This window comes from Streptomyces sp. ALI-76-A, assembly GCF_030287445.1.
Classification (GTDB): Bacteria; Actinomycetota; Actinomycetes; order Streptomycetales; family Streptomycetaceae; genus Streptomyces.
Genome location: NZ_JASVWB010000002.1, coordinates 3,773,806 through 3,800,802, shown reverse-complemented (window position 1 = coordinate 3,800,802; position 26,997 = coordinate 3,773,806). Strand labels below are relative to the sequence as shown.

The window sequence follows — 26,997 nt, the reverse complement described above, 5'->3', positions numbered from 1 at the left end:
GTACGGAGGCGGACTGGGGACCGCCGGGTCCACCGGTGTAGCTTGGGTGGGAGCCAGACGTCGCTGCTGATGGCGGTCGGGCGGTCCCCAGCGGACCGACCGAGGGAGAGAGGGCCTCCGACGGACTGCGCTGCGCACTCGCGGGCATGCCTGTGTCCTCTTCGGGGCACCCCTGTGTCCGCCGCCGCGCAGACCAGCCGTACCCACCTCGACCCAACCCGAGGAGCAGCTCGCATGACGACTGTCGACCACCGACAGGACTTCAAGGTCGCCGACCTCTCCCTGGCCGAGTTCGGCCGCAAGGAGATCACCCTCGCCGAGCACGAGATGCCCGGCCTGATGGCGATCCGCAAGGAATACGCCGAGGCCAAGCCTCTGGCCGGCGCGCGCGTCACCGGTTCCCTGCACATGACCGTCCAGACCGCGGTCCTCATCGAGACCCTGGTCGCCCTGGGCGCCGAGGTCCGCTGGGCCTCCTGCAACATCTTCTCCACCCAGGACCACGCGGCCGCCGCCATCGCCGTGGGCCCGAACGGCACGCCGGACAACCCGCAGGGTGTCCCGGTCTTCGCCTGGAAGGGCGAGACGCTGGAGGAGTACTGGTGGTGCACGGAGCAGGCGCTGACCTGGCCGAACACCCCCACCGGCGGCCCGAACATGATCCTCGACGACGGTGGTGACGCCACCATGCTCGTCCACAAGGGCGTCGAGTACGAGAAGGACGGCAAGGTCCCGGACGTCGAGACCGCAGAGTCCGACGAGCACCGCGTGTTCCTCCAGCTGCTGACCCGCACTGTGGCCGAGACCCCGCAGAAGTGGACCCAGGCCGCCTCGGAGATCCGCGGCGTGACCGAGGAGACCACGACCGGCGTGCACCGCCTGTACGAGATGCAGCGCGAGGGCACCCTCCTGTTCCCGGCGATCAACGTCAACGACGCCGTCACCAAGTCGAAGTTCGACAACAAGTACGGCTGCCGCCACTCCCTGATCGACGGCATCAACCGCGCCACCGACGTCCTCATCGGCGGCAAGACCGCGGTCGTCTTCGGCTACGGCGACGTGGGCAAGGGCTGCGCGGAGTCCCTGCGGGGCCAGGGCGCCCGGGTGATCGTCACCGAGATCGACCCGATCTGCGCGCTCCAGGCCGCGATGGACGGCTACCAGGTCACCACGCTCGACGAGGTCGTCGACAAGGCCGACATCTTCATCACCACGACCGGCAACAAGGACATCATCATGGCCTCGGACATGGCCAAGATGAAGCACCAGGCGATCATCGGCAACATCGGCCACTTCGACAACGAGATCGACATGGCCGGCCTGGCGAAGATCCCGGGCATCGTCAAGGACGAGGTCAAGCCGCAGGTCCACACCTGGAAGTTCCCCGACGGCAAGGTGCTCATCGTCCTGTCCGAGGGCCGCCTGCTGAACCTGGGCAACGCCACCGGTCACCCGTCGTTCGTGATGTCCAACTCCTTCGCGGACCAGACCCTGGCCCAGATCGAGCTGTTCACCAAGCCCGACGAGTACCCGACCAATGTCTACGTGCTGCCCAAGCACCTCGACGAGAAGGTCGCCGCCCTCCACCTGGACGCGCTCGGCGTGAAGCTCACCAAGCTCCGCCCCGAGCAGGCCGCGTACATCGGCGTTGAGGTCGACGGCCCGTTCAAGCCGGACCACTACCGCTACTGACCGGACCGCTCCGCAGCCGGGCAGCTCAGCGAGGGTCCTCACCCCCGCTGAGCGGCTCAGCCGCTGCGGACGGACCGCAGTGCATGGTGAGCGTGCCGGTGCGCTGACGCGCTCACCACCAGCAGGTCCTCCGAGGCAGGCCCCCGCACCCCCGTGTCGGGGGCCTGCCCCTTTGGCCACTCAGGGCCGGACCAGCCCGTCAAGACCCAGGACCCCGATGCCCCGCGGCCGATATTCGCTCCACGATCCGCACGATCACACCCCCCTCGCAGAAGAGCACTTCCACTGCGCCCCCGGCCCCTCCGGCTGGCGCTACGTCTCCCAACTGACCGCTCCCTCCGGCGACCACAGCGGCTCCGTCGACCTCACCCTCGACGAACTCGGCCGCCCCATCCGTCTCGAACTGCACGCCGCGAGCTGGCAGGTCCGCGGAGCGGCCCTCGACGGCGTCACCTGGGTCCGCACGGACCCCACCGGCACGCATGCCACGGAAGGCAACGTCCGCGCCCACGCCTTCACCGGCACATCCCCGGCATTCCTCGTCGCCACCACCCGTCTGCTGCGCCTCACCCCTTCCAGCTCGGCCACCCGCGTACGCCTCGTCGCCTTCACCGACCCCGTCCTCGCCCCGCGCACCGTGGACCAGTCCTGGGCCTTGCTGAAGATCGAAGCACACGCCACTGACAACGGCCCCCTGACCGTGGAGGAATACCAGGTCACAGACCTGGACACGGGCGAACAGCACGCCGTGCACATCGCCGGTGACGTGGTGCTCGCGGCACCCGGCATCGAGCTGGAGGACCTCGACTCGCCGCCGTCGACCTTCGCGTGAGGGAGGCGAGAGGACCGGGGCAGACCTACGCGGGGCGGACCTCACGCGGGCGGCGCGAACCCGGTCCTGGCAGGACGGTCGTCGGAACGCTCCGTCGTCTCGCCCGGGACGCCGGCCTGGGACTGCTCGGCGATCCCCACGGCGGGCTGATCAGCAGGGGCCACTGACGGACCCGACGGAGGCACGTACACACCGGCCGACGGCCTGCCACCGGCCACCGGTGCACCTGAGCCCGGACCGGCGCCGATGCCGCTGCCCGTACCTGGGCCGGGACCCATGTCGGCATCGTGGCCCGTCCCCTGCGCCGGCGCCGCAGCCGCACTGCCGCCGAAGGCCCGCCGGACCTCCCGGGCCTGTCGTTCCTGCACCACCGCCGCCAGATACGCCGCCGGCGGCACGCCCTGTGGGGCCGGAGCCCCCGTACGGGCCGCGAGGTCGGTGGCCAGCCGCTCCACCATCGCCCATCCGACCTGCGGATCCAACTGCTGCATCCGCGTCAGGTACTGGCGGATCGCGAGCCACAGACCGTCGGGCACCGCCGACAGATCAAGCGCCGAGAATCGCCCGGACAGCCACGGCGGTGGCGGGGGCACGAAGCCCACCTGCGACGCCGGCACCCGTTCCCGCACGACCAGAGTGCCCGCGAACACGTCACCCAGCCGCCGCCCACGAGCGGACACGAGGGAAGCGACGCAGGCGACGACCCCGAACGTCATCAGGATCTCGACCGTCCCGATCGCCCCCCGGACCAGCGCGTGCCGGAACCGGATCGGCCCGCCGTCGTCCCGCACCACGCGCAGCCCGCACGCCATCTTCCCGAGCGAGCGTCCATGGCTGAGCGTCTCGACCGCTATCGGCCCGCCCACCAGCACCAGGAGGAACGTCGCGATCGACAGAGCGATCTGCGCCGCCTCGTCCAGAGAAGCGGTGGAGACGACCAGCACGATGGTCACGACGATGTAGGCGGTGATGGAGACGGCCAGGTCGAGCAACACGGCCAACGCCCTGCTGGGCAGCCTCGCAGGGCGCAACTCGAGCGCCACCGCCTCGCCCGTCACCAGCTCACTCACGTCCGCCGCCCTTTCCCTGACCTGCCCTGTGAACGGCCAGTCTGCCAAGCTGAGGGCGCATCGCGCCCCAGTACGACAAGCTGACCTCCGCGACGAACCGCCGACGACCAGCCCGAGGAGCAGGCAAACCGATGGACCTCGACGTCTTCGTCACCGCTCACCGAGCCGAGTGGGACCGCCTCGACGCCCTGCTCCGCCGACAGCGCCGCCTCACCGGAGCCGAGGCCGACGAACTCGTCACCCTCTATCAGCGCGCCGCCACCCACCTGTCCCTGATCCAGTCCAGCGCCCCCGACCCGCAACTGACCGGTCGGCTCAGTCAGCTGGTAGCACGCGCGCGCAGTGCCGTGACCGGTACCCGGCGTGCCTCCTGGCGCGACGTCACACACTTCCTCGCGCACAGTTTCCCCGCCGCGATCTACAGGTCCCGCCACTGGTGGGTGCCGACAGCGCTTCTGTCCACGGCTGTCGCCGCCCTCCTGGGCTGGTGGATCGGCACCCACCCCGAGGTCCAGGCCACCATCGCGGCCCCCAGCGAACTGCGCGAGCTCACCCGCCCCGGCGGCGAGTACGAGACGTACTACTCCAGCCATCCCGCGGCCTCCTTCGCCGCCCAGGTCTGGACGAACAACGCCCAGGCGGCCGCCATGTGCCTCGTCCTGGGCGTCTTCCTCGGTCTGCCAGTGCTCTGGATCCTCTTCCAGAACATGCTCAACCTCGGCGTCGGCTTCGGACTGATGTCGTCAGCCGGCCGCCTCGACACCTTCCTCGGCCTGATCCTCCCGCACGGACTGCTCGAGCTGACCGCGGTCTTCGTGGCCGCCGGCACTGGCCTGCGGCTGGGCTGGACCCTGGTCGACCCGGGTCCGCGCTCCCGACGCTCGGCCCTGGCGGAGGAAGGCCGAGCCGCCGTCGGCATGGCGATAGGTCTCGCGCTGGTCCTGTTCGTCTCCGGCGCCATCGAAGGCTTCGTCACCCCGTCCGGCCTGCCCACCTGGGCCCGCATCGCCATCGGCATCGCCGCCGAACTGGCCTTCCTCGCCTACGTCTATGTCCTGGGCGGCCGTGCCGCCCGCGCCGGCGACACCGGTGACGTCGAGGCAGCCGAACGCAGCGCGACCGTCCCCACGGCCGCCTGACTCCGCCGATGTGCCAACGCCCCGACTGAGCTGCTACTGTCTCCTTCGCCCCACAAGAGCCGTTGACACGGAGCGCGTGGGGAGGTAGATTCAAACAGTTGTCTGGAGCTCGGCTGGATCCGGCTCGACAACAGTGAGTGTCTGTCGCTTCTAGGAACTTGATTTCAAAGAAGCCTCTTCCCGAAGAATCGGAAACGGATGGCCGGTCAGCCCGGCCAAAAACTTCTGATAATGTTGGGACCGCCGGAAAGGGAAACGCGGAAGCGGGAACCTGGAAAGCGCCGAGGAAATCGGATCGGAAAAGGATCTGATAGAGTCGGGAACGCAAGACCGAAGGGAAGCCCGGAGGAAAGCCCGAGAGGGTGAGTACAAAGGAAGCGTCCGTTCCTTGAGAACTCAACAGCGTGCCAAAAGTCAACGCCAGATATGTTGATACCCCGTCTCCGGCCGGTTTCGGTCGGGGCGTGGTTCCTTTGAAGAAAACACAGCGAGGACGCTGTGAACGGCCGGGCTTATTCCGCCTGGCTGTTCCGCTCTCGTGGTGTCATCCCGATTACGGGAGAACATTCACGGAGAGTTTGATCCTGGCTCAGGACGAACGCTGGCGGCGTGCTTAACACATGCAAGTCGAACGATGAACCACTTCGGTGGGGATTAGTGGCGAACGGGTGAGTAACACGTGGGCAATCTGCCCTTCACTCTGGGACAAGCCCTGGAAACGGGGTCTAATACCGGATAACACTTCCATTCTCCTGAATGGTGGTTAAAAGCTCCGGCGGTGAAGGATGAGCCCGCGGCCTATCAGCTTGTTGGTGAGGTAATGGCTCACCAAGGCGACGACGGGTAGCCGGCCTGAGAGGGCGACCGGCCACACTGGGACTGAGACACGGCCCAGACTCCTACGGGAGGCAGCAGTGGGGAATATTGCACAATGGGCGAAAGCCTGATGCAGCGACGCCGCGTGAGGGATGACGGCCTTCGGGTTGTAAACCTCTTTCAGCAGGGAAGAAGCGAAAGTGACGGTACCTGCAGAAGAAGCGCCGGCTAACTACGTGCCAGCAGCCGCGGTAATACGTAGGGCGCAAGCGTTGTCCGGAATTATTGGGCGTAAAGAGCTCGTAGGCGGCTTGTCACGTCGGGTGTGAAAGCCCGGGGCTTAACCCCGGGTCTGCATTCGATACGGGCAGGCTAGAGTGTGGTAGGGGAGATCGGAATTCCTGGTGTAGCGGTGAAATGCGCAGATATCAGGAGGAACACCGGTGGCGAAGGCGGATCTCTGGGCCATTACTGACGCTGAGGAGCGAAAGCGTGGGGAGCGAACAGGATTAGATACCCTGGTAGTCCACGCCGTAAACGGTGGGAACTAGGTGTTGGCGACATTCCACGTCGTCGGTGCCGCAGCTAACGCATTAAGTTCCCCGCCTGGGGAGTACGGCCGCAAGGCTAAAACTCAAAGGAATTGACGGGGGCCCGCACAAGCAGCGGAGCATGTGGCTTAATTCGACGCAACGCGAAGAACCTTACCAAGGCTTGACATACACCGGAAAGCATCAGAGATGGTGCCCCCCTTGTGGTCGGTGTACAGGTGGTGCATGGCTGTCGTCAGCTCGTGTCGTGAGATGTTGGGTTAAGTCCCGCAACGAGCGCAACCCTTGTTCTGTGTTGCCAGCATGTCCTTCGGGGTGATGGGGACTCACAGGAGACCGCCGGGGTCAACTCGGAGGAAGGTGGGGACGACGTCAAGTCATCATGCCCCTTATGTCTTGGGCTGCACACGTGCTACAATGGCCGGTACAATGAGCTGCGATACCGTGAGGTGGAGCGAATCTCAAAAAGCCGGTCTCAGTTCGGATTGGGGTCTGCAACTCGACCCCATGAAGTCGGAGTTGCTAGTAATCGCAGATCAGCATTGCTGCGGTGAATACGTTCCCGGGCCTTGTACACACCGCCCGTCACGTCACGAAAGTCGGTAACACCCGAAGCCGGTGGCCCAACCCCCTTGTGGGGAGGGAGCTGTCGAAGGTGGGACTGGCGATTGGGACGAAGTCGTAACAAGGTAGCCGTACCGGAAGGTGCGGCTGGATCACCTCCTTTCTAAGGAGCACTTCTTAACCGGGCTTGCCCGGTTCAGAGGCCAGTACATCAGCGACTGTCTGATGCTGGTTGCTCAAGGGTGGAACGTTGACTATTCGGCCGGTTTCCGGGTCGGAGGCTGTGAGTACTGCTCTTCGGAGTGTGGAAAACAGATCTTCGGGCGGGTGCCGGCCGGGCGCGCTGTTGGGTGTCTGAGGGTACGGCCGTGAGGTCGCCTTCAGTGCCGGCCCCAGTGAACTCGGATCCGTGAGGATGCGGGGTGATGGGTGGCTGGTCGTTGTTTGAGAACTGCACAGTGGACGCGAGCATCTGTGGCCAAGTTTTTAAGGGCGCACGGTGGATGCCTTGGTACCAGGAACCGATGAAGGACGTGGGAGGCCACGATAGGCCCCGGGGAGCCGTCAACCAGGCTTTGATCCGGGGGTGTCCGAATGGGGAAACCCGGCAGTCGTCATGGGCTGTCACCCTTGCCTGAACACATAGGGCAAGTGGAGGGAACGCGGGGAAGTGAAACATCTCAGTACCCGCAGGAAGAGAAAACAACCGTGATTCCGGGAGTAGTGGCGAGCGAAACCGGATGAGGCTAAACCGTATACGTGTGAGACCCGGCAGGGGTTGCGTATGCGGGGTTGTGGGATCTCTCTTTCACGGTCTGCCGGCCGTGGGACGAGTCAGAAACCGTATGGATAGGCGAAGGACATGCGAAAGGTCCGGCGTAGAGGGTAAGACCCCCGTAGTCGAAATCTGTACGGCTCGTTTGAGAGACACCCAAGTAGCACGGGGCCCGAGAAATCCCGTGTGAATCTGGCGGGACCACCCGCTAAGCCTAAATATTCCCTGGTGACCGATAGCGGATAGTACCGTGAGGGAATGGTGAAAAGTACCCCGGGAGGGGAGTGAAATAGTACCTGAAACCGTGTGCCTACAAGCCGTGGGAGCGTCGGACGTCAAGCTTGCTTGACGTCTCGTGACTGCGTGCCTTTTGAAGAATGAGCCTGCGAGTTTGCGGTGTGTTGCGAGGTTAACCCGTGTGGGGAAGCCGTAGCGAAAGCGAGTCCGAATAGGGCGGTTCAGTAGCGCGCTCAAGACCCGAAGCGGAGTGATCTAGCCATGGGCAGGTTGAAGCGGCTGTAAGAGGTCGTGGAGGACCGAACCCACCAGGGTTGAAAACCTGGGGGATGACCTGTGGTTAGGGGTGAAAGGCCAATCAAACTCCGTGATAGCTGGTTCTCCCCGAAATGCATTTAGGTGCAGCGTCGTGTGTTTCTTGCCGGAGGTAGAGCACTGGATAGGCGATGGGCCCTACCGGGTTACTGACCTTAGCCAAACTCCGAATGCCGGTAAGTGAGAGCGCGGCAGTGAGACTGTGGGGGATAAGCTCCATGGTCGAGAGGGAAACAGCCCAGAGCATCGACTAAGGCCCCTAAGCGTACGCTAAGTGGGAAAGGATGTGGAGTCGCACAGACAACCAGGAGGTTGGCTTAGAAGCAGCCACCCTTGAAAGAGTGCGTAATAGCTCACTGGTCTAGTGATTCCGCGCCGACAATGTAGCGGGGCTCAAGCGTACCGCCGAAGTCGTGTCATTGCAGCATATAGCCCCAACGGGCGTTGTGATGGGTAGGGGAGCGTCGTGTGCCGGGTGAAGCAGCCGCGGAAGCGAGTTGTGGACGGTTCACGAGTGAGAATGCAGGCATGAGTAGCGATACACACGTGGGAAACGTGTGCGCCGATTGACTAAGGGTTCCTGGGTCAAGCTGATCTGCCCAGGGTAAGTCGGGACCTAAGGCGAGGCCGACAGGCGTAGTCGATGGATAACCGGTTGATATTCCGGTACCCGCTGTGAAGCGTCAAACATTGAATCCAGTGATGCTAAGCCCGTGAAGCCGTTCCGGACCCTTCGGGGAATGGAAAGTGGTGGAGCCGGTGGCCCGAGCTGGTAGTAGGTGAGTGATGGGGTGACGCAGGAAGGTAGTCCATCCCGGGCGGTGGTTGTCCCGGGGTAAGGGTGTAGCCCGTCATCCAGGTAAATCCGGATGGCACGAGGGTGAGACCTGATGCCGAGCCGATTGTGGTGAAGTGGATGATCCTATGCTGTCGAGAAAAGCCTCTAGCGAGTTTCATGGCGGCCCGTACCCTAAACCGACTCAGGTGGTCAGGTAGAGAATACCGAGGCGTTCGGGTGAACTATGGTTAAGGAACTCGGCAAAATGCCCCCGTAACTTCGGGAGAAGGGGGGCCATGTTCGGTGATCCGATTTACTCGGTGAGCTGGGTGTGGCCGCAGAGACCAGCGAGAAGCGACTGTTTACTAAAAACACAGGTCCGTGCGAAGCCGTAAGGCGATGTATACGGACTGACGCCTGCCCGGTGCTGGAACGTTAAGGGGACCGGTTAGTCACTCTTCGGGGTGGCGAAGCTGAGAACTTAAGCGCCAGTAAACGGCGGTGGTAACTATAACCATCCTAAGGTAGCGAAATTCCTTGTCGGGTAAGTTCCGACCTGCACGAATGGCGTAACGACTTCTCGACTGTCTCAACCATAGGCCCGGTGAAATTGCACTACGAGTAAAGATGCTCGTTTCGCGCAGCAGGACGGAAAGACCCCGGGACCTTTACTACAGTTTGATATTGGTGTTCGGTTCGGCTTGTGTAGGATAGCTGGGAGACTGTGAAGCTTGGACGCCAGTTCAGGTGGAGTCGTCGTTGAAATACCAGTCTGGTCGTGCTGGATGTCTAACCTGGGTCCGTGATCCGGATCAGGGACAGTGTCTGATGGGTAGTTTAACTGGGGCGGTTGCCTCCTAAAGAGTAACGGAGGCGCCCAAAGGTTCCCTCAGCCTGGTTGGTAATCAGGTGTTGAGTGTAAGTGCACAAGGGAGCTTGACTGTGAGACCGACGGGTCGAGCAGGGACGAAAGTCGGGACTAGTGATCCGGCGGTGGCTTGTGGAAGCGCCGTCGCTCAACGGATAAAAGGTACCCCGGGGATAACAGGCTGATCTTCCCCAAGAGTCCATATCGACGGGATGGTTTGGCACCTCGATGTCGGCTCGTCGCATCCTGGGGCTGGAGTCGGTCCCAAGGGTTGGGCTGTTCGCCCATTAAAGCGGTACGCGAGCTGGGTTTAGAACGTCGTGAGACAGTTCGGTCCCTATCCGCTGTGCGCGTAGGAATATTGAGAAGGGCTGTCCCTAGTACGAGAGGACCGGGACGGACGAACCTCTGGTGTGCCAGTTGTCCTGCCAAGGGCATGGCTGGTTGGCTACGTTCGGGAGGGATAACCGCTGAAAGCATCTAAGCGGGAAGCCTGCTTCGAGATGAGTATTCCCACCCCCTTTGAGGGGTTAAGGCTCCCAGTAGACGACTGGGTTGATAGGCCGGATCTGGAAGCCCAGTAATGGGTGGAGGTGACCGGTACTAATAGGCCGAGGGCTTGTCCTCAGTTGCTCGCGTCCACTGTGTTGGTTCTGAAACCACGAACAGCCCCGTTGTCGGGCCACGACAATGGTGTGGCAGGTTCACAGTTTCATAGTGTTTCGGTGGTTATAGCGTGAGGGAAACGCCCGGTTACATTCCGAACCCGGAAGCTAAGCCTTACAGCGCCGATGGTACTGCAGGGGGGACCCTGTGGGAGAGTAGGACGCCGCCGAACAATTTTTGGGAAAACCCCCGTGCCTTTCGGCACGGGGGTTTTCTGCGTTCACGGGCAGTAGGGCGGACGAGGCGCCCCTGTTGTCAGAGGCGGCCCGCTGCCTTGAGGGACAGATAGGCGTCCGCCAGCGCCGGGGCCAGGTCTTCGGGTGGTGCGTCGACGACTGTCACGCCGTGCCGGCGGAGCTGGTCCGCCGTGCGGTGGCGTTCGGCGTGGGCCTGGGCTGCGGCCGCGGCCTCGTAGACGGCCTCGGTGGTTCCGCGGCCTGTGGCCATGCGGGCGATGTGCGGGTCGGCGACCGAGGCCAGCAGGACGGTGTGCCGTTGGGTGAGCTGGGAGAGGACGGGCAGCAGGCCCTCTTCGACCGGAGCCTGGTCGAGGGTCGTGAGCAACACGATCAGAGACCGGCGAGGAGCCGACTTGAGCGCGGTGGCCGCGAGGCCTCGGGCGTCTGTCTCCAGTAGTTCGGGTTCGAGGGTGGCCATCGCGTTGACCAGGGACGGCAGGACGTCACCCGCCGAGCGGCCCTGGACGAGGGCGCGTACCCGGCGGTCGTAAGCGAGGAGGTCGACGCGGTCGCCGGCGCGGGACGCGAGGGCGGCCAGGAGCAGGACCGCGTCCATGGCGGCGTCAAGGCGTGGAATGTCGCCCACGCGGCCCGCTGCGGTGCGGCCGGTGTCGAGGACGACGAGGATGTGGCGATCGCGTTCGGGGCGCCAGGTGCGTACGGCGACCGTGGTCTGGCGGGCTGTGGCGCGCCAGTCGATGGAGCGGGTGTCGTCGCCGGGGACGTATTCGCGGAGGCTGTCGAACTCCGTGCCTTCGCCGCGGGTGAGCACGCTGGTGCGGCCGTCCAGTTCGCGCAGACGGGCCAGTTTGGACGGCAGGTGCTTGCGGCTGGTGAACGGGGGGAGGACGCGCACCGTCCAGGGGACCTGGTGGGTGCCCTGACGGGAGAAGAGGCCGAGCGGGCCGTAGGAGCGGATGGTGACGCGGTCCGGCCGGCGGTCGCCGCGGCGGGTGGGGCGTAGGCGGGTGGTCACGCGGCGGCGTTCGCCGGCCGGGACCGTCAGGCGGTGGCGGGAGGCGGCGACCTCCGTGCCGGGCTGCCAGGTGCTGGGGGGCCAGGCGTCGCGGAGGCAGGCGCGGAGCGGGCGGCGGGACGGGTTGGTGACCGTGAGGGTCACGTCGGCGGTGTCGCCGAGGCGCGCGGAGGTGTCGCCGGAGCGGGTCAGGCCGAGCCGTCGTACGGGTGCGGCCAGGGCGAAGTCGCAGGCGCAGGCCACGGCCAGGGGCGCGTTGACGGCGAGGATGCCCGTCCAGCTGGGCTCCCAGATGCCTACGGGGAGGGAGCCCAGGGCTGCGAGGAGGGCGGCGCGTCCGGTGAGTGCCATCAGCGGGGGACGGGGACGTGGGTGAGGATCGCGTTGATGACGGAGTCGGCTGTCACGCCTTCCATCTCGGCCTCCGGGCGGAGCTGTACGCGGTGACGGAGGGTGGGCAGGGCAAGGGCCTTGACGTCGTCCGGGGTGACGTAGTCGCGGCCGGTCAGCCAGGCCCAGGCGCGGGCTGTGGCGAGCAGGGCCGTGGCGCCGCGCGGGGAGACGCCGAGGGTGAGGGAGGGCGACTCGCGGGTGGCTCGGCAGATGTCGACCACGTAGGCGGTGATCTCGGGGGAGATCGTCGTCTTGGCGACCGCGGCGCGGGCCGCTTCCAGGTCGGCGGGGCCCGCGACGGGGCGTACGCCGGCGGCGCGCAGGTCGCGCGGGTTGAAGCCCTCGGCGTGGCGGGTGAGGACGTCGATCTCGTCCTGGCGGGAGGGGAGCGGGATCGTCAGCTTCAGGAGGAAGCGGTCCAGCTGGGCTTCGGGGAGGGGGTAGGTGCCCTCGTACTCGACGGGGTTCTGGGTCGCGGCGACCAGGAACGGGTCGGGGAGCGGGCGTGGGGTGCCGTCGACCGTGACCTGGCGTTCCTCCATGGCTTCCAGGAGGGACGACTGGGTTTTGGGCGGGGTGCGGTTGATCTCGTCGGCCAGCAGGAGGTTGGTGAACACCGGGCCGGGCTGGAAGGAGAACTCGGCGCTGCGGGAGTCGTAGACGAGAGAGCCGGTCACGTCGCTCGGCATCAGGTCGGGGGTGAACTGGACCCGCTTGGTGTCGAGTTCGAGGGCGGACGCGAGAGCGCGGACGAGGAGCGTCTTGGCGACTCCGGGGACGCCTTCGAGGAGGACGTGTCCGCGGCAGAGAAGAGCGACGACGAGGCCGGTCACGGCGGGGTCCTGGCCGACCACGGCTTTGGCGATCTCGGCGCGCAGGGCTTCCAGGGAGGCGCGGGCGGTGTCCGCGTCCCCCGTGGGCCCGGCGTTGTCAGTGGTCGGGTCCATCATGGACGGCGTACCTCTCTTTCGAGGGCGTCGAGCTGGTCGGCGAGGGAGATGAGGGCCGCGTCGTCGTTGGGCGGCGGGCCGAAGAGGAGCGAGTGCATGGCCTGTCCGTCTCCGGGGCTGTGGAGGTGGGCGGACAGGGCGGGGAGCAGGGCCTCGGGCGCGTGCGCCTGAGACGCGGGGATGCCTACCAGGGGGGCGAGGCGCGTGCGCGTGGTGGAGCGAAGAGCGGTGGCCGCGCGGTCGCGGGCGTTCGCCTTGCGGTAGAGGCGGGCGCGGCCTTCGACGGTCTCGGAGGCGCGGATCGCCACGGGGAGTCTTTCGGGCACGAGGGGGCCGAGTCGGCGTGCCCGCCAGAGGGCGGCGAGTGCGGCGGCGATGAAGAGCTGAAGGGTGCCCCAGAGCCAGCCGGAGGGGAGCAGGTCGAAGAAGCCCTTCTCGTCGTCCGGGTCGGTGGCGGCGGGGTCGGAGAGCGAGGGGAGGTACCAGACGAGATGGGGGCGGGAGCCGAGGAGTTGCAGGGCGAGCGAGGCGTTGCCCTGCTCGTCGAGGGTGTCGTTGTGCAGGATGTCGGGCGCGCCGAGGGCGACGGTGTCGCCGTTCCCGGACGGGGCCGGGAGGCGCACCAGAGTGGCCAGTCGTCCGCTGGGGTAACACTCGTCGGCCCCGGGGCGGGTGACGGTGTAACGGATTCCGCCGGTGTCGGCCCGGCCCGCGCGCCGGGCGGCGGGCAGGGCACAGGCGGGGGAGAGCGTGGAGTCGAGGCTGGTGGCGGGGTCCGCGACGATGCCCGGGGCGAGCCGCTCGACGGACCAGCCGCCCGCGGCGACGAGGACGGTGCGGCCTCCGGAGCCGTTCGTGGCGGAGTGCAGCTCCTCCTGCTGACTCTCGGTCAGCAGGTCGGGCGCGGCGACCAGGAGGGTGGTGTCCGGGCCGGCCGCGGCGCGGGCCCCGGCGAGGGTGGTGACCACGCGGGTGGTGACGCCTCGGTCGGCGAGGAGTTCGGCCACCGCGCGGCTGCCGTAGGGGTCGGGGGAGCGCGGGTCGAGACTGCCGTGGCGGGCGTCGGAGCGGATCGCCGCGATCGCGACCGCACCCGCCAGGAGGATCACGAGGGCGAGGACGACGCCTCGCGCGCGGGTCCACACCTGACGTGCGGTGGGCGAGGCCGAAGTGGACGGGAGCGTGGCCTCGGTGGTCATTCGGCGGCTCCCCGGCGGGCGTCGTGGGCCGCGCTGTGGCTGCTGCTCGCCGGCTGTGGCCTGGTGCGCTCCAGATCACGGTCGAGTTCGGCGATGCGGTGGTACGCCGGCTCGCCGGCCCGTCGGCCGCCGTACGTCACGTCGTCGAAGTCCCGGGCGGCGGCGCGCAGCCGGTCCGCTCGGGAGGGCAGCGCACGGCCCGCCTCCACGGCTGCCTCGTCGGCGGTGCGGCCGGGGCGGGCGTCGAGCAGGGCGCGTTCCTCCAGGGAGCGGACGATGGCCCGCATGCGTTCCTGGACGGCCTGGTTCCAGTGGCCCTGGGCGGCGTGCGCCTCGGCGGCGGCCCGGTGTTCGGCGGCGCTGCGGGGACGGTCGTCGAACAGGGCGGGGGCTGAGGTCGGCTCCCGGCGGGGGGTGCCCAGGCGCCACCACAGGGCGCCCAGGACCGCGAGGACGGCCACGATGACGACGACCAGGCCGAGCGGTCCGCCGGGTGTCGCGGCGGAGGCGGCGTCGAAGAGCCCGGCGACCCAGTCCCAGAAGGCGTTCAGGGCGCGCTCGAAGAGGCCGGGGTCGTCCTCGTGGTACATCCGCTTGGACAGTTCGCGCCGGGCCGCCTCCCTCGCGGGGTCGCGTGGGGTCGTCAGCGGTGGCGCGTCGTCCGAGCGGGAGAGCGACAGGACGGACGTGGTGTCGGCCGCGCGTGACACGGCGCGCACGGACACTGCGCCGGCGCGCAGCGCGAGCTGTGCCGCCGAGTCGGCTGTGTGCTGCGGTGCCGGTATCGCTGTGAGAACTCCCCCCGCCAGGTTCACCGCATCAGCTCCCGGGCGTGGTGCCGTAGCCCTGGACGCCGGCGGCGCGGGCCAGGTCGAGGTCGAGGGCCTCGCGTCGGATGCGCTGGTCGACGTAGAGGAGCACGGTGACGCCCGCCGTGATCGGGAACGTGATCATGGAGCCGATCACCGAGCCGATGCCGCTGACGATGAGGAAGGTCCAGCCGAGCTCGCCGGTGCCGTTCAGGAAGCCGCCGATGCCGTCGCCGCTGACCGCGGCGGCGAGGAAGGTGAAGGGCAGGACCACGATCGCGGCCAGGATGTTCGCGATGATCCCGGCGAGCAGCTGGATGCCGAACATCCGCCACCAGGAGCCGCGGACCAGCTTCGCCGAGCGGCTCATGGACTTGGTGATGCTCTGCTTCTCCAGCATCAGCGCGGGCGTGGCCAGGGAGAACCGGACCATCAGCCACACGGCGACGACGGCCGCGCCCAGGCCGCCCAGGACGGCGAGTACGGCGCCCCCCGTGCCCTGGCCCGAGACGGCCAGGAGGATGCCGGGCACCGTGCCCGCGAAGACGATGCCGATGGCGATGAGCGGCAGCAGCAGGATCAGGCCGAACAGCTTCAGCACCTGGGGGCGGGCGTCGCGCCAGGCCTCGCCGATGGTGACCGACTTGCCGAGCACCGCACGGCTGGTGACGGTCGTGAGCAGGGCGGTCGCGGCGACGGTGCCGATCAGCGTGATCAGGAAGACGACTCCGGAGCCGAGCATGGCTTCGCCCATGGCCCGGGTCAGCTCGTCGAGCGTGGCGCTCGGGTCGTTGAGGGCGTCGGTGCCGGCGGAGTCGTTCAGGACGAGGCCCTGAAGCAGGATGACGACGATCTCCGTGAGCACGGCGACGGTCAGGGAGATGCCGAGGACGGTGCGCCAGTAGGTGCGCATGGTGGAGACCGCGCCGTCGAGGATCTCACCGACGCCGAGCGGCCGCAGGGGGATGACGCCGGGCTTGGCCGCGGGCGGGGGGCCTCCCCAGCCGCCGTAGCCGCCGGGAGGGCCGTAGGCGCCTCCCCAGCCGCCGGGTCCGCCGGGCGGCGGGCCGTAGCCCCCGTAGCCACCGGGGCCGGCCGGGGGTGGGGTGCCCCAGCCCGGGCCGGGCGGCGGGGGCGGTGGCGGGGCCTGGCCGGGGGCCGTGGGGCCCGTGGGCGCGGGCCATTGGGCGGGCGGCGGCTGCTCCTTGGACCACTGCGGGCCGGGGCCCTGCGGGTCCTGTCCCGGCTGCGCTGCCGGCTGGTCCGCGGGGTCCTGCCCACCGGGGCGGTCGGTGGGTTCCTGGGAGCCGGACGCGCCGGGCCGCTGCCCGTCGTTCGGGGCGGATCCGGGCGAGGCCCAGCCCGGAGTGTCGTTCATCGTCGCTCCTTCACGGTGCCCGTCCGCGGTCGCGGCGGCAGGTTGGCAGCCATCGTGCCATGGGGCGGTCGCCGAGTGACCAGCCACGGTATGGGCTGCACACCTTCAATTGTGAGCTGGATAAGGGGCAGACTGATCGCATGGCTGATCAGTACGCGCAAACCGGCGAGAACAGCAGGCCGACCGAACTACCGACGATCCGCTGGGAAGAACCACCCGAAGGCCCCGTACTGGTGCTTCTCGACCAGACGAGGCTGCCGGCCGAGGAGGTCGAACTGGTCTGTACGGACGCGTCCGCGCTGGTGGAGGCGATCCGTTCGCTCGCCGTGCGCGGGGCACCGCTGCTCGGCATCGCGGGGGCGTACGGTGTCGCGCTCGCCGCCGCGCGCGGATTCGAGGTGGACGACGCCGCCGCCGCGCTGGCGGGAGCGCGTCCCACCGCGGTGAACCTGGCCGTCGGAGTGCGCCGGGCGCACGCCGCGTACCGGGCCGAGCTGGGCAAGGGCGGGAACGACCGGCAGGCCGCCGAGGCGGCGCTGGCCGCGGCCCGCCGGCTGCACCGGGAGGACGCCGAGGCGAGCACCCGGATGGCCGAGCGGGGGCTGGCGCTGCTGGACGAGCTGCTGCCCGGCGGCGGGCACCGGATCCTCACCCACTGCAACACGGGCTCCCTGGTGTCGGGCGGGGAGGGAACGGCGTTCGCGGTGGCGCTGGCGGCGCATCGCGCGGGGCGGCTCAGGCGCCTGTGGGTGGACGAAACGCGTCCGTTGCTGCAAGGTGCTCGCCTGACGGCGTACGAGGCGGCTCGCAGCGGTATGGCGTACACCTTGCTGACCGACAACGCGGCGGGCTCGCTGTTCGCGGCCGGAGAGGTGGACGCGGTGCTCATCGGGGCGGACCGCATCGCGGCCGACGGTTCGGTGGCGAACAAGGTGGGGAGCTACCCGCTCGCCGTGCTCGCGCGGTACCACCACGTTCCGTTCATCGTCGTGGCGCCCGTGACGACGCTGGATCCGGACACGCCGGACGGGGCGTCCATCGAGGTCGAACAACGTCCCGGTCATGAGGTGACCGAGCTCACAGCACCCCAGGTGCCCGTGGCGGGAGCGGAAGCGGGAGGCGGGATTCCGGTGGCACCCCTGGGGACCCAGGCGTACAACCCGGCGTTCGACGTGACGCCGCCCGAGTTGGTGACGGCGATCGTCACCGAGGAAGGCGTCGTTTCGCCCGTGACGGCTGAGGCGCTTGCGGAGCTGTGTGCCAGGTCACGCCAGGTAACGATTAGCTAATGGGATGATGTCGTTTATGAAGGGACGAGTCCTTGTCGTCGACGACGACACCGCACTGGCCGAGATGCTCGGCATTGTGCTGCGTGGTGAAGGTTTTGAGCCGTCTTTTGTAGCCGACGGCGACAAGGCGCTGGCCGCTTTCCGTGAGTCCAAGCCCGACCTCGTGCTGCTCGATCTGATGCTGCCGGGCCGGGACGGTATCGAGGTGTGCCGCCTGATCAGGGCGGAGTCCGGGGTGCCGATCGTGATGCTCACGGCCAAGAGCGACACCGTCGATGTCGTGGTGGGCCTGGAATCGGGTGCTGACGACTACATCGTGAAGCCGTTCAAGCCGAAGGAGCTGGTGGCCCGGATCCGGGCGCGGCTGCGGAGGTCCGAGGAACCGGCGCCCGAGCAGCTCGCCATCGGCGATCTGGTCATCGACGTGGCCGGTCACTCCGTGAAGCGGGAGGGGCAGTCGATCGCGCTGACTCCGCTGGAGTTCGATCTGCTGGTCGCGCTGGCCCGCAAGCCGTGGCAGGTGTTCACCCGGGAGGTGCTTCTCGAGCAGGTGTGGGGCTACCGGCACGCGGCCGACACCCGGCTGGTGAACGTGCATGTGCAGCGGCTGCGCTCCAAGGTCGAGAAGGACCCGGAGCGGCCGGAGATCGTGGTGACCGTCCGTGGTGTGGGATACAAGGCAGGGCCCAGCTGACATGTCCGAGGACAGTGCCGCTTCGTCGCCCGGGCGGACCGGGGCTCACGCGGAGCGGCCTGTCGGCCGGAAGACGGCAGGCTCCCGCTGGGGGCGCTTCTTCGAGGGCGGGTTGCTGCAGGGCGGAGTCCAGGGCAGCCCGGTCCTGCGTCTGTTCATGCGCTGGGTGCGCCGGCCGCTGCTGCCCGTCATGCGGCTGTGGCGGCGCAACATCCAGCTCAAGGTCGTCGTCACGACGCTGCTGATGTCGCTGGGCGTCGTACTGCTGCTCGGGTTCGTGGTGATCGGGCAGGTCCGCAACGGCCTGCTGGACGCCAAGGTGAAGGCCTCGCAGAGCCAGGCCACCGGCGGGTTCGCGGTGGCCAAGCAGAAGTCCGACGAGGCGGGGGCCGGCACCGGGGACGACCGCGCCCCGGTGGACGACCGGACCGAGCAGAACGTCATCCAGTGGATGAGCGAACTGGTGGAGTCGCTCGCCAGCGGCGGCCAAGGCGCGTTCGACGTGGTGACGCTCCCCGCCGCGGGCGACGACAGCGGCGGCGGGCGCGGGCCCCGCGCCTCCGGTGACGTCGACTGGGCGGCGAGCGTGCCCGAGGACCTGCGTGAGCGCGTCGACGGCAGTACGGCGGCGGCGCAGAGCTACACGCGGATCACCTACGACACGTCATCCGGCAAGGCGTCCCAGCCGGCCCTCGTCATCGGCAAGCAGGTCAACGACCCGAACGGCGACCCGTACCAGCTGTACTACCTCTTCCCGCTCACCCAGGAGGAGAAGTCGCTCAGCCTGGTCAAGGGGACCCTCGCGACGGCCGGTCTCTTCGTCGTCGTACTCCTCGGGGCCATCGCCTGGCTGGTGGTGCGGCAGGTCGTCACCCCGGTGCGGATGGCGGCCGGGATCGCCGAGCGGCTGTCCGCGGGGCGCCTGCAGGAACGGATGAAGGTCACCGGCGAGGACGACATCGCCCGGCTGGGTGAGGCCTTCAACAAGATGGCGCAGAACCTCCAGCTCAAGATCCAGCAGCTGGAGGACCTGTCGCGGATGCAGCGGCGGTTCGTGTCGGACGTGTCGCACGAGCTGCGCACGCCCCTGACCACCGTGCGGATGGCGGCCGACGTCATCCACGACGCGCGCGTGGACTTCGACCCGGTGACCGCACGGTCGGCCGAACTGCTCGCCGACCAGCTGGACCGGTTCGAGACGCTCCTCGCGGACCTGCTGGAGATCAGCCGCTTCGACGCGGGCGCCGCGGCCCTGGAGGCCGAACCGATCGACCTCAGGGAGGTCGTACGGCGGGTCGTCAGCGGGGCCGAACCGCTCGCCGAGCGCAAGGGGACGACGGTGCGGGTGGTCGGCGACCAGCAGCCCGTCGTCGCCGAGGCGGACGCCCGGCGGGTGGAGCGGGTGCTGCGCAACCTGGTCGTCAACGCCGTGGAGCACGGCGAGGGCAAGGACGTCATCGTCAAGCTCGCCGCGGCGGGCGGGGCGGTCGCGGTCGCGGTGCGTGACTACGGGGTCGGGCTCAAGCCCGGCGAGGCGACCCGCGTCTTCAGCCGCTTCTGGCGGGCCGACCCGGCACGCGCGCGTACCACCGGCGGTACGGGCCTGGGGCTGTCCATCGCCCTGGAGGACGCCCGGCTGCACGGGGGCTGGCTGCAGGCGTGGGGCGAGCCGGGTGGCGGTTCGCAGTTCCGGCTGACGCTGCCGCGCACCGCGGACGAGCCGCTGCGAGGCTCCCCGATACCGCTCGAACCCAAGGACTCGCGCCGCAATCGCGGGCTCCGCGACGCCGGGCTGCCGCGCGGGGGCGGGGACAAGAAGGCCACCGTGCCCGCCCAGTCGACGGGCGACCGGACGCCGTCGCGGGACCCGATCGCGCCGCGCCTGGCCACCATGGCGCCCATGGCCGATCCGACGGCACTGCCCGGCAGCGGCGCGCGCGTGGTGCCCCGGCCGGGCTCGGGGGCTTCGGGTGTGCGCCGTCCCGAGACGCCCGTCGGTGACGGGCCCCGGGACGGGACCGGAAGCGGCCCGGACACCGGGCCGGAGAACCCGTCGGCGGCCTCCGCTGAGGCCGCGTCGGCGGAGTCGTACGAGCAAGGGGAGGCATTTCGTGGGCGATGACCGCGAGGGAGGCGCCCGGCGCGGACCGGGGCGCGTGATGGCGTACGCCGCCTGTGGCGTCGTCCTGCTGGCGGGGTGCGCCTCGATGCCGGACAGCGGCGATCTGCGGGGCGTCGAGTCCACGCCACGCCAGGACACGCAGGTGCGGGTCTTCGCCATGCCGCCTCAGGAGGACGCGCGGCCCAACGCGATCGTGCAGGGTTTCCTGGAGGCGCTGACCAGTGATGATCCGCACTACGAGACGGCCCGCAAGTATCTGACCGCCGAAGCCGCCAAGACCTGGGAGCCGGAGCGGTCCACCACGGTGCTCGCCGAAGGGCCGGGCATCGAGGTCGAGCCGGATGTCGGCCGGGAGGAGACGGACGACTTCCTGTTCACGCTGACCGGCACCAGGGTCGCCACCGTGGACGCGCAGCAGTCGTACGTGCCCACCGGCGGGGACTACGCGCAGGCGGTGCACCTGGTGCGGGACCGGAAGACCGAACAGTGGCGCATCGACGGGCTGCCGCAGGGCGTCGTCATGGGCAAGTCGGACTTCCAGCGCAACTACGTCTCCGTCGACAAGTACTACTTCGCCTCGCACACGACCGGGGGGACGCCCCCGCAGACCGTGGCGGTCGCCGATCCGGTGTACGTGCGCAAGCGGGTGGATCCGATGACGAACATGGTGCGGTCCCTGTTCAGCGGGCCCACGGCGTGGCTCGGGCCGGTCGTCAGGTCGAGCTTCCCGACCGGGACGGAGCTGCGGAAGGGCGTCACCACGCTGACGCCCGACGACCAGAGCAGGCTGACCGTGCCGCTGAACGACAGGGCCGCCCGGGTCGGTGAGACCGTGTGCGGCGAGATGGCGGCCCAGATCCTGTTCACCCTGAAGAACCTCACGCCGGCGGTGGACGAGGTCGCGCTGGAGGCGGGCGGCGAGCAGCTGTGCGCGCTGACCGAGGGCGGGGCCGACGCGGTCGCCGCGAGGGGTTCGGTGCGCCATCCCGGCTACCTGTACTTCGTCGACGGCAAGCACCGGCTGGTGCGGATACCGGCCGACAGCGACGGTACGGACCCCGACGCGGTGCCGGGGGCGCTGGGCGAGGGCGGCAAGCAACTGCAGTCGGTGGCGGTGTCGCGCGACGAGCACAGGGCGGCCGGCGTCGGCATCGACGGCAAGGCGCTGTACGTCGGGTCGCTGGCGTCGGGTGGGTCGCTCGGGGAGCCCGTGCTCCTCAGCGGGGGTGCGAAGGCCGACGACCGGCTGACCACGCCGAGCTGGGACGCGGAGGGCGACCTGTGGGTGGCGGACCGCGATCCGGGCAACGCGCGGCTGCTGGTGCTGGAGGACGGCGCGGGTGAGCCGCTGAAGGTGGACGCTCCGGGACTGGACGGGCGTATCAAGGACGTCCGGGTGGCCGCCGACGGGGTGCGGATCGCGCTCGTGGTGGAGAAGGACGGCCGGCAGTCGCTGTTCATCGGGCGGATCGAGCGCGGCGAGCGGACGAGTGGAGAGCCGTCCGTATCGGTCCAGGAACTGCGGTTCGCCACTCCGGAGTTGGAGGAGGTCACGGCCATGTCGTGGGCTGGGGACAGCCGGCTCGTGGTGGTCGGGCGCGAGCAGGGCGGCGTGCAGCAGATGCGGTACGTCCAGGTCGACGGCTCCACGCCGGAGGGACCGCCGCCGGCGGCGCTGACGGGGGTGAAGGAGATCGCCGCGTCCGAGGACGACCAGATGCCGTTGGTGGCGTACTCGGAGGACGGGATCGTGCGGCTGCCGTCCGGGGCGCAGTGGCAGAAGGTCGACACGGAGGGGACGGCGCCCGTCTATCCGGGGTGAGCCGGGTCGGTCGGCGTGACGCGGATCAGCCGGTGCACCGGATCGGCCGGTGAGTCGGTGACCGGTCGCGTGGGTGACCGGTGACAGGGCGACTGGTGAGTTGGGCGACCGGTGAGTTGGCGACCGGTGGGACGAGCGGCCGTTTTCGCCGGGGTACGGCTCCGGTGGGGGCGGCCGTTTCCGCTGCGTGAGGCCGTGCGTCTGTGCTGGTGAGGGCGCGTCAACCGCTGTCCATGGCACAGGCCGGAGTTGTCCACAGGCGGTTGTCCACAGGGGTGGCCGGGACGCGTCGGCACGGGCACAGTGGTGGACATGCGGGGGTGGTGGCAGGACCTCACCGACCTGGTGCTGCCGACCGAGTGCGGAGGCTGCGGGCGGCCACGCACGGTGCTCTGTCCGGGGTGCCGTGCGGTTCTGAGCGGGGCCGCACCGAGTCGGGTGCGACCGGTGCCGGAACCACCGGGTCTGCCGGTCGTGCACGCGGCGGCACGGTACGCGGACGAGGTGCGGGCGGCGTTGCTGGCCCACAAGGAACGAGGTGCGCTGGCCCTCGCGGCACCGCTCGGCACGGCGCTCGCGGGTGCCGTGTGGGCGGGAGTGCGGGAGGTCGGCGCGGGGGGCGACGTCGGTGGACGGGCGGGTTTGCGGGCAGCCGACGGACGGGTCGGATGGGATGCGCGGGATGGAGTGCCGGAGGTGGGGACGGGGATCGGCGGTGGTGGGTGTGGCGAGCGGTCGGAGGGCGCGCTTTACGAGGCGGCGCGGGGCGGCGGGACGGTGTGGGGCGGCGGGGCCGTGGTGCTTGTTCCCGTGCCGTCCGCGCGGAGGACGGTCCGGGCGCGGGGGCATGATCCGGCGCGGCGGATCGCGCTCGCGGCGGCCCGTGCGTTGCGGCGGGCCGGGACACCGGCGCGGGTGGCCGCCGTGCTGCGGCAGCGGCGGGAGGTGGCCGACCAGACGGGGCTCAACTCCCGGCAGCGGCTGGAGAATCTCGCGGGCGCGCTGGTGGTGGTGCCGGGCGGGGAGCGACTGCTGGCCGGTGGCCCGGTGGTGCTCGTCGACGACCTGATGACCACCGGGGCGTCCTTGGCGGAGGCGGCGCGTGCGGTACGTGCCGTGTGGGTGGCGTCGGTGGGGGAGACGGAGGCAGGGGTCGCGGGCGGGGCGGTGACGTACGGCGGCGGGGTGGGTGCGGGGGAGTCGGCCTCGAGGAGCCGTGGGGGAGTGGATGGGGCGGCGGGAACAGGGCTGTACGACGGTGGTCCGGGGCGTGAGTGGGCAGCCGCCTCCCGCGGTGGCGCAGAGCGTGGGCGGGGCACGGGTGGGTGTGGCCGGGCTGCCGGTGGAGCGGAGGCCGGGGATTGCGGGGGCGGTGTGGGGAAGGTGGGTGTCTGCCGGGCGGATGGTGGAGTGGAGGAATGTCGGGGGTTGAGCACGGCCGTGTACGGGGCAGGAAGTCGGGAACGCAGAGAGGGACGGACGCCCCGGGTGATGGAGGAGGAGACGGGGTGGGTGCCCGGCCGGCCCGGAACGGCGGGCGGCGGCGCTGTCCGTGGCGTGTTCTGCGCGGCCGTGGTCGCAGCCACGCCAGATTCTTTCGAAATAAACCGGAACTGACGGGAAACTTGCATCGTTGCAGGTAATGAGAGGTCCAATTCACCTGAACGGAGGTAGGTCGTAGTAGAGGGTGACGACATCCGTCCGGGCGAGATATGTTCGGTTGTGAGAGAAAGGCCCAGGCCACACCTCTCTTATCGAATGCTGTGCTGCGGGATTTTTCATCATCACCCGCACCGGTGGAGTGGACATCTTGCCTGCGGGGGAGGTGGGCGTCACCGAGTCCGAGGTTCCGGGACTCACCGGAGCCTGGTGCAAAAGGGAGATGCTCCGCAGCGAGGCGGAGCGATCCGGGAACGGAGTTCTGCGTGGACATCGTCGTCAAGGGCCGCAAGACCGAGGTGCCCGAGCGGTTCCGCAAGCACGTGGCCGAGAAGCTGAAGCTGGAGAAGATCCAGAAGCTCGACGGCAAGGTGATCAGCCTCGACGTGGAGGTGTCCAAGGAGCCCAACCCCCGACAAGCCGACCGCTGTGACCGAGTGGAGATCACGCTCCGCTCCCGCGGTCCGGTCATCCGGGCGGAGGCGGCGGCCAGCGACCCGTACGCGGCACTCGACCTGGCGGCGGAGAAGCTGGACGCCCGGCTGCGCAAGGAGCATGACAAGCGCCACACCCGCCGGGGCGCACGGCGGCTCACGGCCGCCGAGGTCCCCGACCACGTCCCGGACGCGGCGACGCTCGACGTGAACGGTCACGCCGTCCACGACGAGGAGTCGGACGGGGTGCCCACCAAGAAGATCGGCTCGCTGGAGATCAAGGGTGACGGCCCCCTTGTCGTCCGTGAGAAGACCCACGTCGCCTCTCCGATGACCCTCGACCAGGCTCTCTACGAGATGGAGCTGGTCGGGCACGACTTCTACCTGTTCATCGACTCCGAGACCAAGGAGCCGAGTGTCGTCTACCGGCGACACGCCTACGACTACGGCGTCATCCACCTCAGCACGGACCCGATGGTGACCCAGGCGCAACCCCCGGCGGCGGGTGACACGCTGGGCGGCTGACCGCCCGGCGGACAAGCTGAGCCGGTGCCCCTGGTGCGCGCGTGCGCCCCCAGGGGCATCGGTGTGCGACCACTTCACGCCCCGCTCTGTCACCTCAGTGTCGTCCGGGCATGGAATCATGGCCGCACCGGCCCAACCGCTGGGCCGTTGCCTTGGGTTGGCGATGGCACAGAACCACAGGCCACAGCCTTCAGGGGGAGGAACGATGGCGGACAGCTTCGGACCGATGCAGGACGAGAACGCCGGCGACGGCGCCGTCGGCATGGGCCCGGACGCGGGATCTGCACGCAAGGAGCCGATCCGTGTCCTGGTCGTGGACGACCACGCCCTCTTCCGCCGTGGGCTGGAGATCGTGCTCGCCGCCGAGGAGGACATCCAGGTCGTCGGCGAGGCCGGTGACGGCGCGGAGGCCGTCGACAAGGCCGCCGACCTGCTGCCGGACATCGTGCTGATGGACGTACGGATGCCCAAGCGGGGCGGTATCGAGGCGTGCACCTCCATCAAGGAGGTCGCCCCCAGCGCGAAGATCATCATGCTGACGATCAGCGACGAGGAGGCCGACCTCTACGACGCGATCAAGGCGGGCGCGACCGGATATCTCCTCAAGGAGATCTCCACGGACGAGGTGGCGACCGCCATTCGCGCGGTGGCCGACGGACAGTCGCAGATCAGCCCGTCCATGGCGTCGAAACTGCTCACCGAGTTCAAGTCGATGATCCAGCGGACCGACGAGCGCCGACTTGTGCCCGCGCCTCGCCTCACCGACCGGGAACTGGAAGTCCTCAAACTCGTCGCCACGGGAATGAACAACCGGGACATCGCCAAGGAACTCTTCATCTCCGAGAACACGGTGAAGAACCACGTGCGCAACATCCTGGAGAAGCTGCAATTGCACTCCCGGATGGAGGCCGTCGTGTACGCGATGCGCGAGAAGATCCTGGAGATCCGGTAGTCCGGGCCGACGGGCTCAGGCGAGCGCGCGGGCGAGTTCCCTGGTGAGGGGCTCGCGGAGATCCGGTGCGTCCACCCGCTCCACGCGGACGTCCGTGCAGTCCACCCAGCTCGCCGCCTCGACCAGTGCCTGCGCCACCGCCGGGACCGCCTTCGGGCCGTCCAGGGTGGCCTGACGGGCGACCAGGGTGCGGCCCTCGCGCGCCGGGTCCACGCGGCCGACGAGCCGGCCGCCGGCCAGGACCGGCATCGCGAAGTAGCCGTACACCCGCTTCGGCTTGGGGACGTAGGCCTCCAGGCGGTGGGTGAAGCCGAAGATGCGTTCCGTGCGCGCCCGTTCCCAGACGAGGGAGTCGAACGGGGACAGGAGTGTGGTGCGGTGGCGGCCGCGCGGCGGTGTCTCCAGGGCCGCGGGGTCGGCCCAGGCCTGCTTGCCCCAGCCCTCGACCGTGACCGGGACCAGGCCCGAGTCGGCGATCACCGCGTCGACCTGATCGCCCCTGAGGCGGTGGTAGTCGGCGATGTCGGCGCGGGTGCCGACGCCCAGGGACTGGCCGGCCAGGCGGACCAGACGGCGCAGGCACTCGGTGTCGTCCAGGTCGTCGTGCAGCAGCGCCGCCGGTACGGCGCGTTCGGCGAGGTCGTACACGCGCTTCCAGCCGCGGCGCTCGACGCAGACCACCTCGCCGTACATCAGGGCGCGTTCGACGGCGACCTTCGAGCTGGACCAGTCCCACCACTCGCTGGTCTTCTTCGCGCCGCCCAGTTCGGTGGCCGTGAGGGGGCCCTCGGCGCGGAGCTGCTTGACGACCTGGTCGTAGGCGCCGTCCGGGAGTTCGTGGTTCCAGTGCGGACGGTTGCGGTAGGCACGGCGGCGGAAGGCGAAGTGGGGCCACTCCTCGATGGGGAGGATGCAGGCGGCGTGGGACCAGTACTCGAAGGCGTGGGTGTCCTTCCAGTACGCGTTCTCGACCGTCGTGCGGCCCACCGCTCCCAGGCGGGCGTACGGGATGAGTTCGTGGGAGCGGGCCAGGACCGAGATGGTGTCGAGCTGGACCGCGCCCAGGTGGCGGAGGACGCCTCGGACGCCGGACCTGCGGTCGGGGGCACCGAGGAAGCCCTGAGCTCGTAGGGCGAGGCGTCGGGCCTCGTCTGCGGAGAGGTGGGTGGCGGGGCGCGGGGTCGTCATGGCATCGCACGATAAGGGGTGGCACTGACAGTGGGGGATGGGCTGGGAGTTTGTCGCGGGGTACC

At 68.9% G+C, this 26,997-nt stretch carries 17 protein-coding genes and 3 rRNA genes; 13 read left to right on the top strand and 7 right to left on the bottom strand.

Annotated elements, in window-relative coordinates; translation table 11 throughout:
• The first annotated feature begins 234 nt into the window (after positions 1-234).
• Positions 235-1,692 (top strand): adenosylhomocysteinase, encoded by a 1,458-nt coding sequence (gene ahcY, locus QQS16_RS17830; RefSeq protein ID WP_286062790.1) that lies wholly within the window; start codon positions 235-237, stop codon positions 1,690-1,692.
• A 217-nt stretch (positions 1,693-1,909) separates the two neighbouring features.
• Positions 1,910-2,524, top strand: a complete 615-nt coding sequence (locus QQS16_RS17825; RefSeq protein WP_286062789.1) for a hypothetical protein — start codon at positions 1,910-1,912, stop codon at positions 2,522-2,524.
• A gap of 41 nt (positions 2,525-2,565) precedes the next feature.
• Here the strand turns inward: QQS16_RS17825 and QQS16_RS17820 are convergent, their stop codons facing one another.
• On the bottom strand, positions 2,566-3,594 hold the full coding sequence (locus QQS16_RS17820) for an RDD family protein (RefSeq protein WP_286062788.1): 1,029 nt from the start codon (positions 3,592-3,594) through the stop codon (positions 2,566-2,568).
• A 131-nt stretch (positions 3,595-3,725) separates the two neighbouring features.
• On the opposite strand from QQS16_RS17820, the gene QQS16_RS17815 reads away from it, so the two are divergent.
• The 4 genes from QQS16_RS17815 to rrf all read left to right on the top strand — a co-directional run bounded on the left by QQS16_RS17815 (position 3,726) and on the right by rrf (position 10,475).
• On the top strand, positions 3,726-4,733 hold the full coding sequence (locus tag QQS16_RS17815; protein ID WP_286062786.1) for a stage II sporulation protein M: 1,008 nt from the start codon (positions 3,726-3,728) through the stop codon (positions 4,731-4,733).
• A gap of 566 nt (positions 4,734-5,299) precedes the next feature.
• Positions 5,300-6,827 (top strand): 16S ribosomal RNA (locus tag QQS16_RS17810).
• A 313-nt stretch (positions 6,828-7,140) separates the two neighbouring features.
• Positions 7,141-10,264 (top strand): 23S ribosomal RNA (locus QQS16_RS17805).
• A gap of 94 nt (positions 10,265-10,358) precedes the next feature.
• Positions 10,359-10,475, top strand: a 5S ribosomal RNA gene (gene rrf / locus QQS16_RS17800).
• Together the 16S, 23S and 5S rRNA genes form the textbook arrangement of a ribosomal RNA operon.
• A gap of 83 nt (positions 10,476-10,558) precedes the next feature.
• Here the strand turns inward: rrf and QQS16_RS17795 are convergent.
• From QQS16_RS17795 to QQS16_RS17775, 5 genes are read right to left on the bottom strand one after another with little or no spacing between them, the layout of a single operon-like run.
• Positions 10,559-11,869 carry a DUF58 domain-containing protein gene (locus QQS16_RS17795; RefSeq protein WP_286062785.1) on the bottom strand — a complete coding sequence of 437 codons (1,311 nt, stop codon included), beginning with the start codon at positions 11,867-11,869 and terminating at the stop codon, positions 10,559-10,561.
• Entirely contained in the window at positions 11,869-12,858 is a 990-nt protein-coding gene (locus tag QQS16_RS17790; protein ID WP_286066362.1) for an AAA family ATPase, read from the bottom strand. The genes QQS16_RS17795 and QQS16_RS17790 overlap by 1 nt, the downstream gene beginning before the upstream one ends.
• The gene (locus tag QQS16_RS17785; protein ID WP_286062783.1) at positions 12,858-14,060 is read right to left on the bottom strand and encodes a DUF4350 domain-containing protein; all 1,203 of its coding nucleotides are present in this window, start codon (positions 14,058-14,060) and stop codon (positions 12,858-12,860) included. The genes QQS16_RS17790 and QQS16_RS17785 overlap by 1 nt, the downstream gene beginning before the upstream one ends.
• Entirely contained in the window at positions 14,057-14,875 is an 819-nt protein-coding gene (locus QQS16_RS17780; protein ID WP_502963808.1) for a DUF4129 domain-containing protein, read from the bottom strand. Before QQS16_RS17780 ends, QQS16_RS17785 begins: the two co-directional genes overlap by 4 nt.
• A 4-nt stretch (positions 14,876-14,879) precedes the next feature.
• Positions 14,880-16,247 carry a DUF7847 domain-containing protein gene (locus QQS16_RS17775; protein WP_286062781.1) on the bottom strand — a complete coding sequence of 456 codons (1,368 nt, stop codon included), beginning with the start codon at positions 16,245-16,247 and terminating at the stop codon, positions 14,880-14,882.
• Between the two features lie 140 nt (positions 16,248-16,387).
• Between QQS16_RS17775 and mtnA the strand changes: the two genes are divergently transcribed.
• The 7 genes from mtnA to QQS16_RS17740 all read left to right on the top strand — a co-directional run bounded on the left by mtnA (position 16,388) and on the right by QQS16_RS17740 (position 25,744).
• Positions 16,388-17,536, top strand: coding sequence for an S-methyl-5-thioribose-1-phosphate isomerase (gene mtnA / locus QQS16_RS17770; protein WP_286062780.1), 1,149 nt, complete (start codon positions 16,388-16,390; stop codon positions 17,534-17,536).
• Positions 17,537-17,540: 4 nt separating this feature from the next.
• Positions 17,541-18,230, top strand: a complete 690-nt coding sequence (gene mtrA, locus QQS16_RS17765; protein ID WP_016438163.1) for a two-component system response regulator MtrA — start codon at positions 17,541-17,543, stop codon at positions 18,228-18,230.
• A gap of 1 nt (position 18,231) precedes the next feature.
• Entirely contained in the window at positions 18,232-20,352 is a 2,121-nt protein-coding gene (gene mtrB, locus QQS16_RS17760; protein WP_286062779.1) for an MtrAB system histidine kinase MtrB, read from the top strand.
• A complete protein-coding gene (locus QQS16_RS17755; RefSeq protein WP_286062778.1) occupies positions 20,342-22,174 on the top strand; it encodes an LpqB family beta-propeller domain-containing protein in 1,833 nt (610 codons plus the stop codon). Before mtrB ends, QQS16_RS17755 begins: the two co-directional genes overlap by 11 nt.
• Positions 22,175-22,486: 312 nt before the next feature.
• Complete coding sequence (locus QQS16_RS43975; protein ID WP_502963807.1) at positions 22,487-23,791, top strand: ComF family protein; 1,305 nt, start codon at positions 22,487-22,489, stop codon at positions 23,789-23,791.
• A 308-nt stretch (positions 23,792-24,099) separates the two neighbouring features.
• The gene (gene hpf / locus QQS16_RS17745) at positions 24,100-24,792 is read left to right on the top strand and encodes a ribosome hibernation-promoting factor, HPF/YfiA family (RefSeq protein ID WP_286062777.1); all 693 of its coding nucleotides are present in this window, start codon (positions 24,100-24,102) and stop codon (positions 24,790-24,792) included.
• A gap of 205 nt (positions 24,793-24,997) precedes the next feature.
• Positions 24,998-25,744, top strand: a complete 747-nt coding sequence (locus QQS16_RS17740; RefSeq protein WP_286062776.1) for a response regulator — start codon at positions 24,998-25,000, stop codon at positions 25,742-25,744.
• A 15-nt stretch (positions 25,745-25,759) separates the two neighbouring features.
• Here the strand turns inward: QQS16_RS17740 and QQS16_RS17735 are convergent, their stop codons facing one another.
• The gene (locus QQS16_RS17735) at positions 25,760-26,932 is read right to left on the bottom strand and encodes a winged helix-turn-helix domain-containing protein (protein WP_286062775.1); all 1,173 of its coding nucleotides are present in this window, start codon (positions 26,930-26,932) and stop codon (positions 25,760-25,762) included.
• Between the last annotated feature and the right edge of the window lie 65 nt (positions 26,933-26,997).

Bases quoted from the DNA above. Each gene is read 5' to 3' on its own strand.
- QQS16_RS17825 (WP_286062789.1), top strand. From the start codon at position 1,910: ATGCCCCGCGGCCGATATTCGCTCCACGATCCGCACGATCACACCCCC.
- QQS16_RS17785 (WP_286062783.1), bottom strand. From the start codon at position 14,060: ATGACCACCGAGGCCACGCTCCCGTCCACTTCGGCCTCGCCCACCGCA.
- QQS16_RS17790 (WP_286066362.1), bottom strand. From the start codon at position 12,858: ATGGACCCGACCACTGACAACGCCGGGCCCACGGGGGACGCGGACACC.
- QQS16_RS17815 (WP_286062786.1), top strand. From the start codon at position 3,726: ATGGACCTCGACGTCTTCGTCACCGCTCACCGAGCCGAGTGGGACCGC.
- mtrA (WP_016438163.1), top strand. From the start codon at position 17,541: ATGATGTCGTTTATGAAGGGACGAGTCCTTGTCGTCGACGACGACACC.
- QQS16_RS17740 (WP_286062776.1), top strand. From the start codon at position 24,998: ATGGCGGACAGCTTCGGACCGATGCAGGACGAGAACGCCGGCGACGGC.
- QQS16_RS43975 (WP_502963807.1), top strand. From the start codon at position 22,487: ATGCGGGGGTGGTGGCAGGACCTCACCGACCTGGTGCTGCCGACCGAG.
- mtrB (WP_286062779.1), top strand. From the start codon at position 18,232: ATGTCCGAGGACAGTGCCGCTTCGTCGCCCGGGCGGACCGGGGCTCAC.
- QQS16_RS17775 (WP_286062781.1), bottom strand. From the start codon at position 16,247: ATGAACGACACTCCGGGCTGGGCCTCGCCCGGATCCGCCCCGAACGAC.
- mtnA (WP_286062780.1), top strand. From the start codon at position 16,388: ATGGCTGATCAGTACGCGCAAACCGGCGAGAACAGCAGGCCGACCGAA.
- QQS16_RS17735 (WP_286062775.1), bottom strand. From the start codon at position 26,932: ATGACGACCCCGCGCCCCGCCACCCACCTCTCCGCAGACGAGGCCCGA.
- ahcY (WP_286062790.1), top strand. From the start codon at position 235: ATGACGACTGTCGACCACCGACAGGACTTCAAGGTCGCCGACCTCTCC.
- QQS16_RS17795 (WP_286062785.1), bottom strand. From the start codon at position 11,869: ATGGCACTCACCGGACGCGCCGCCCTCCTCGCAGCCCTGGGCTCCCTC.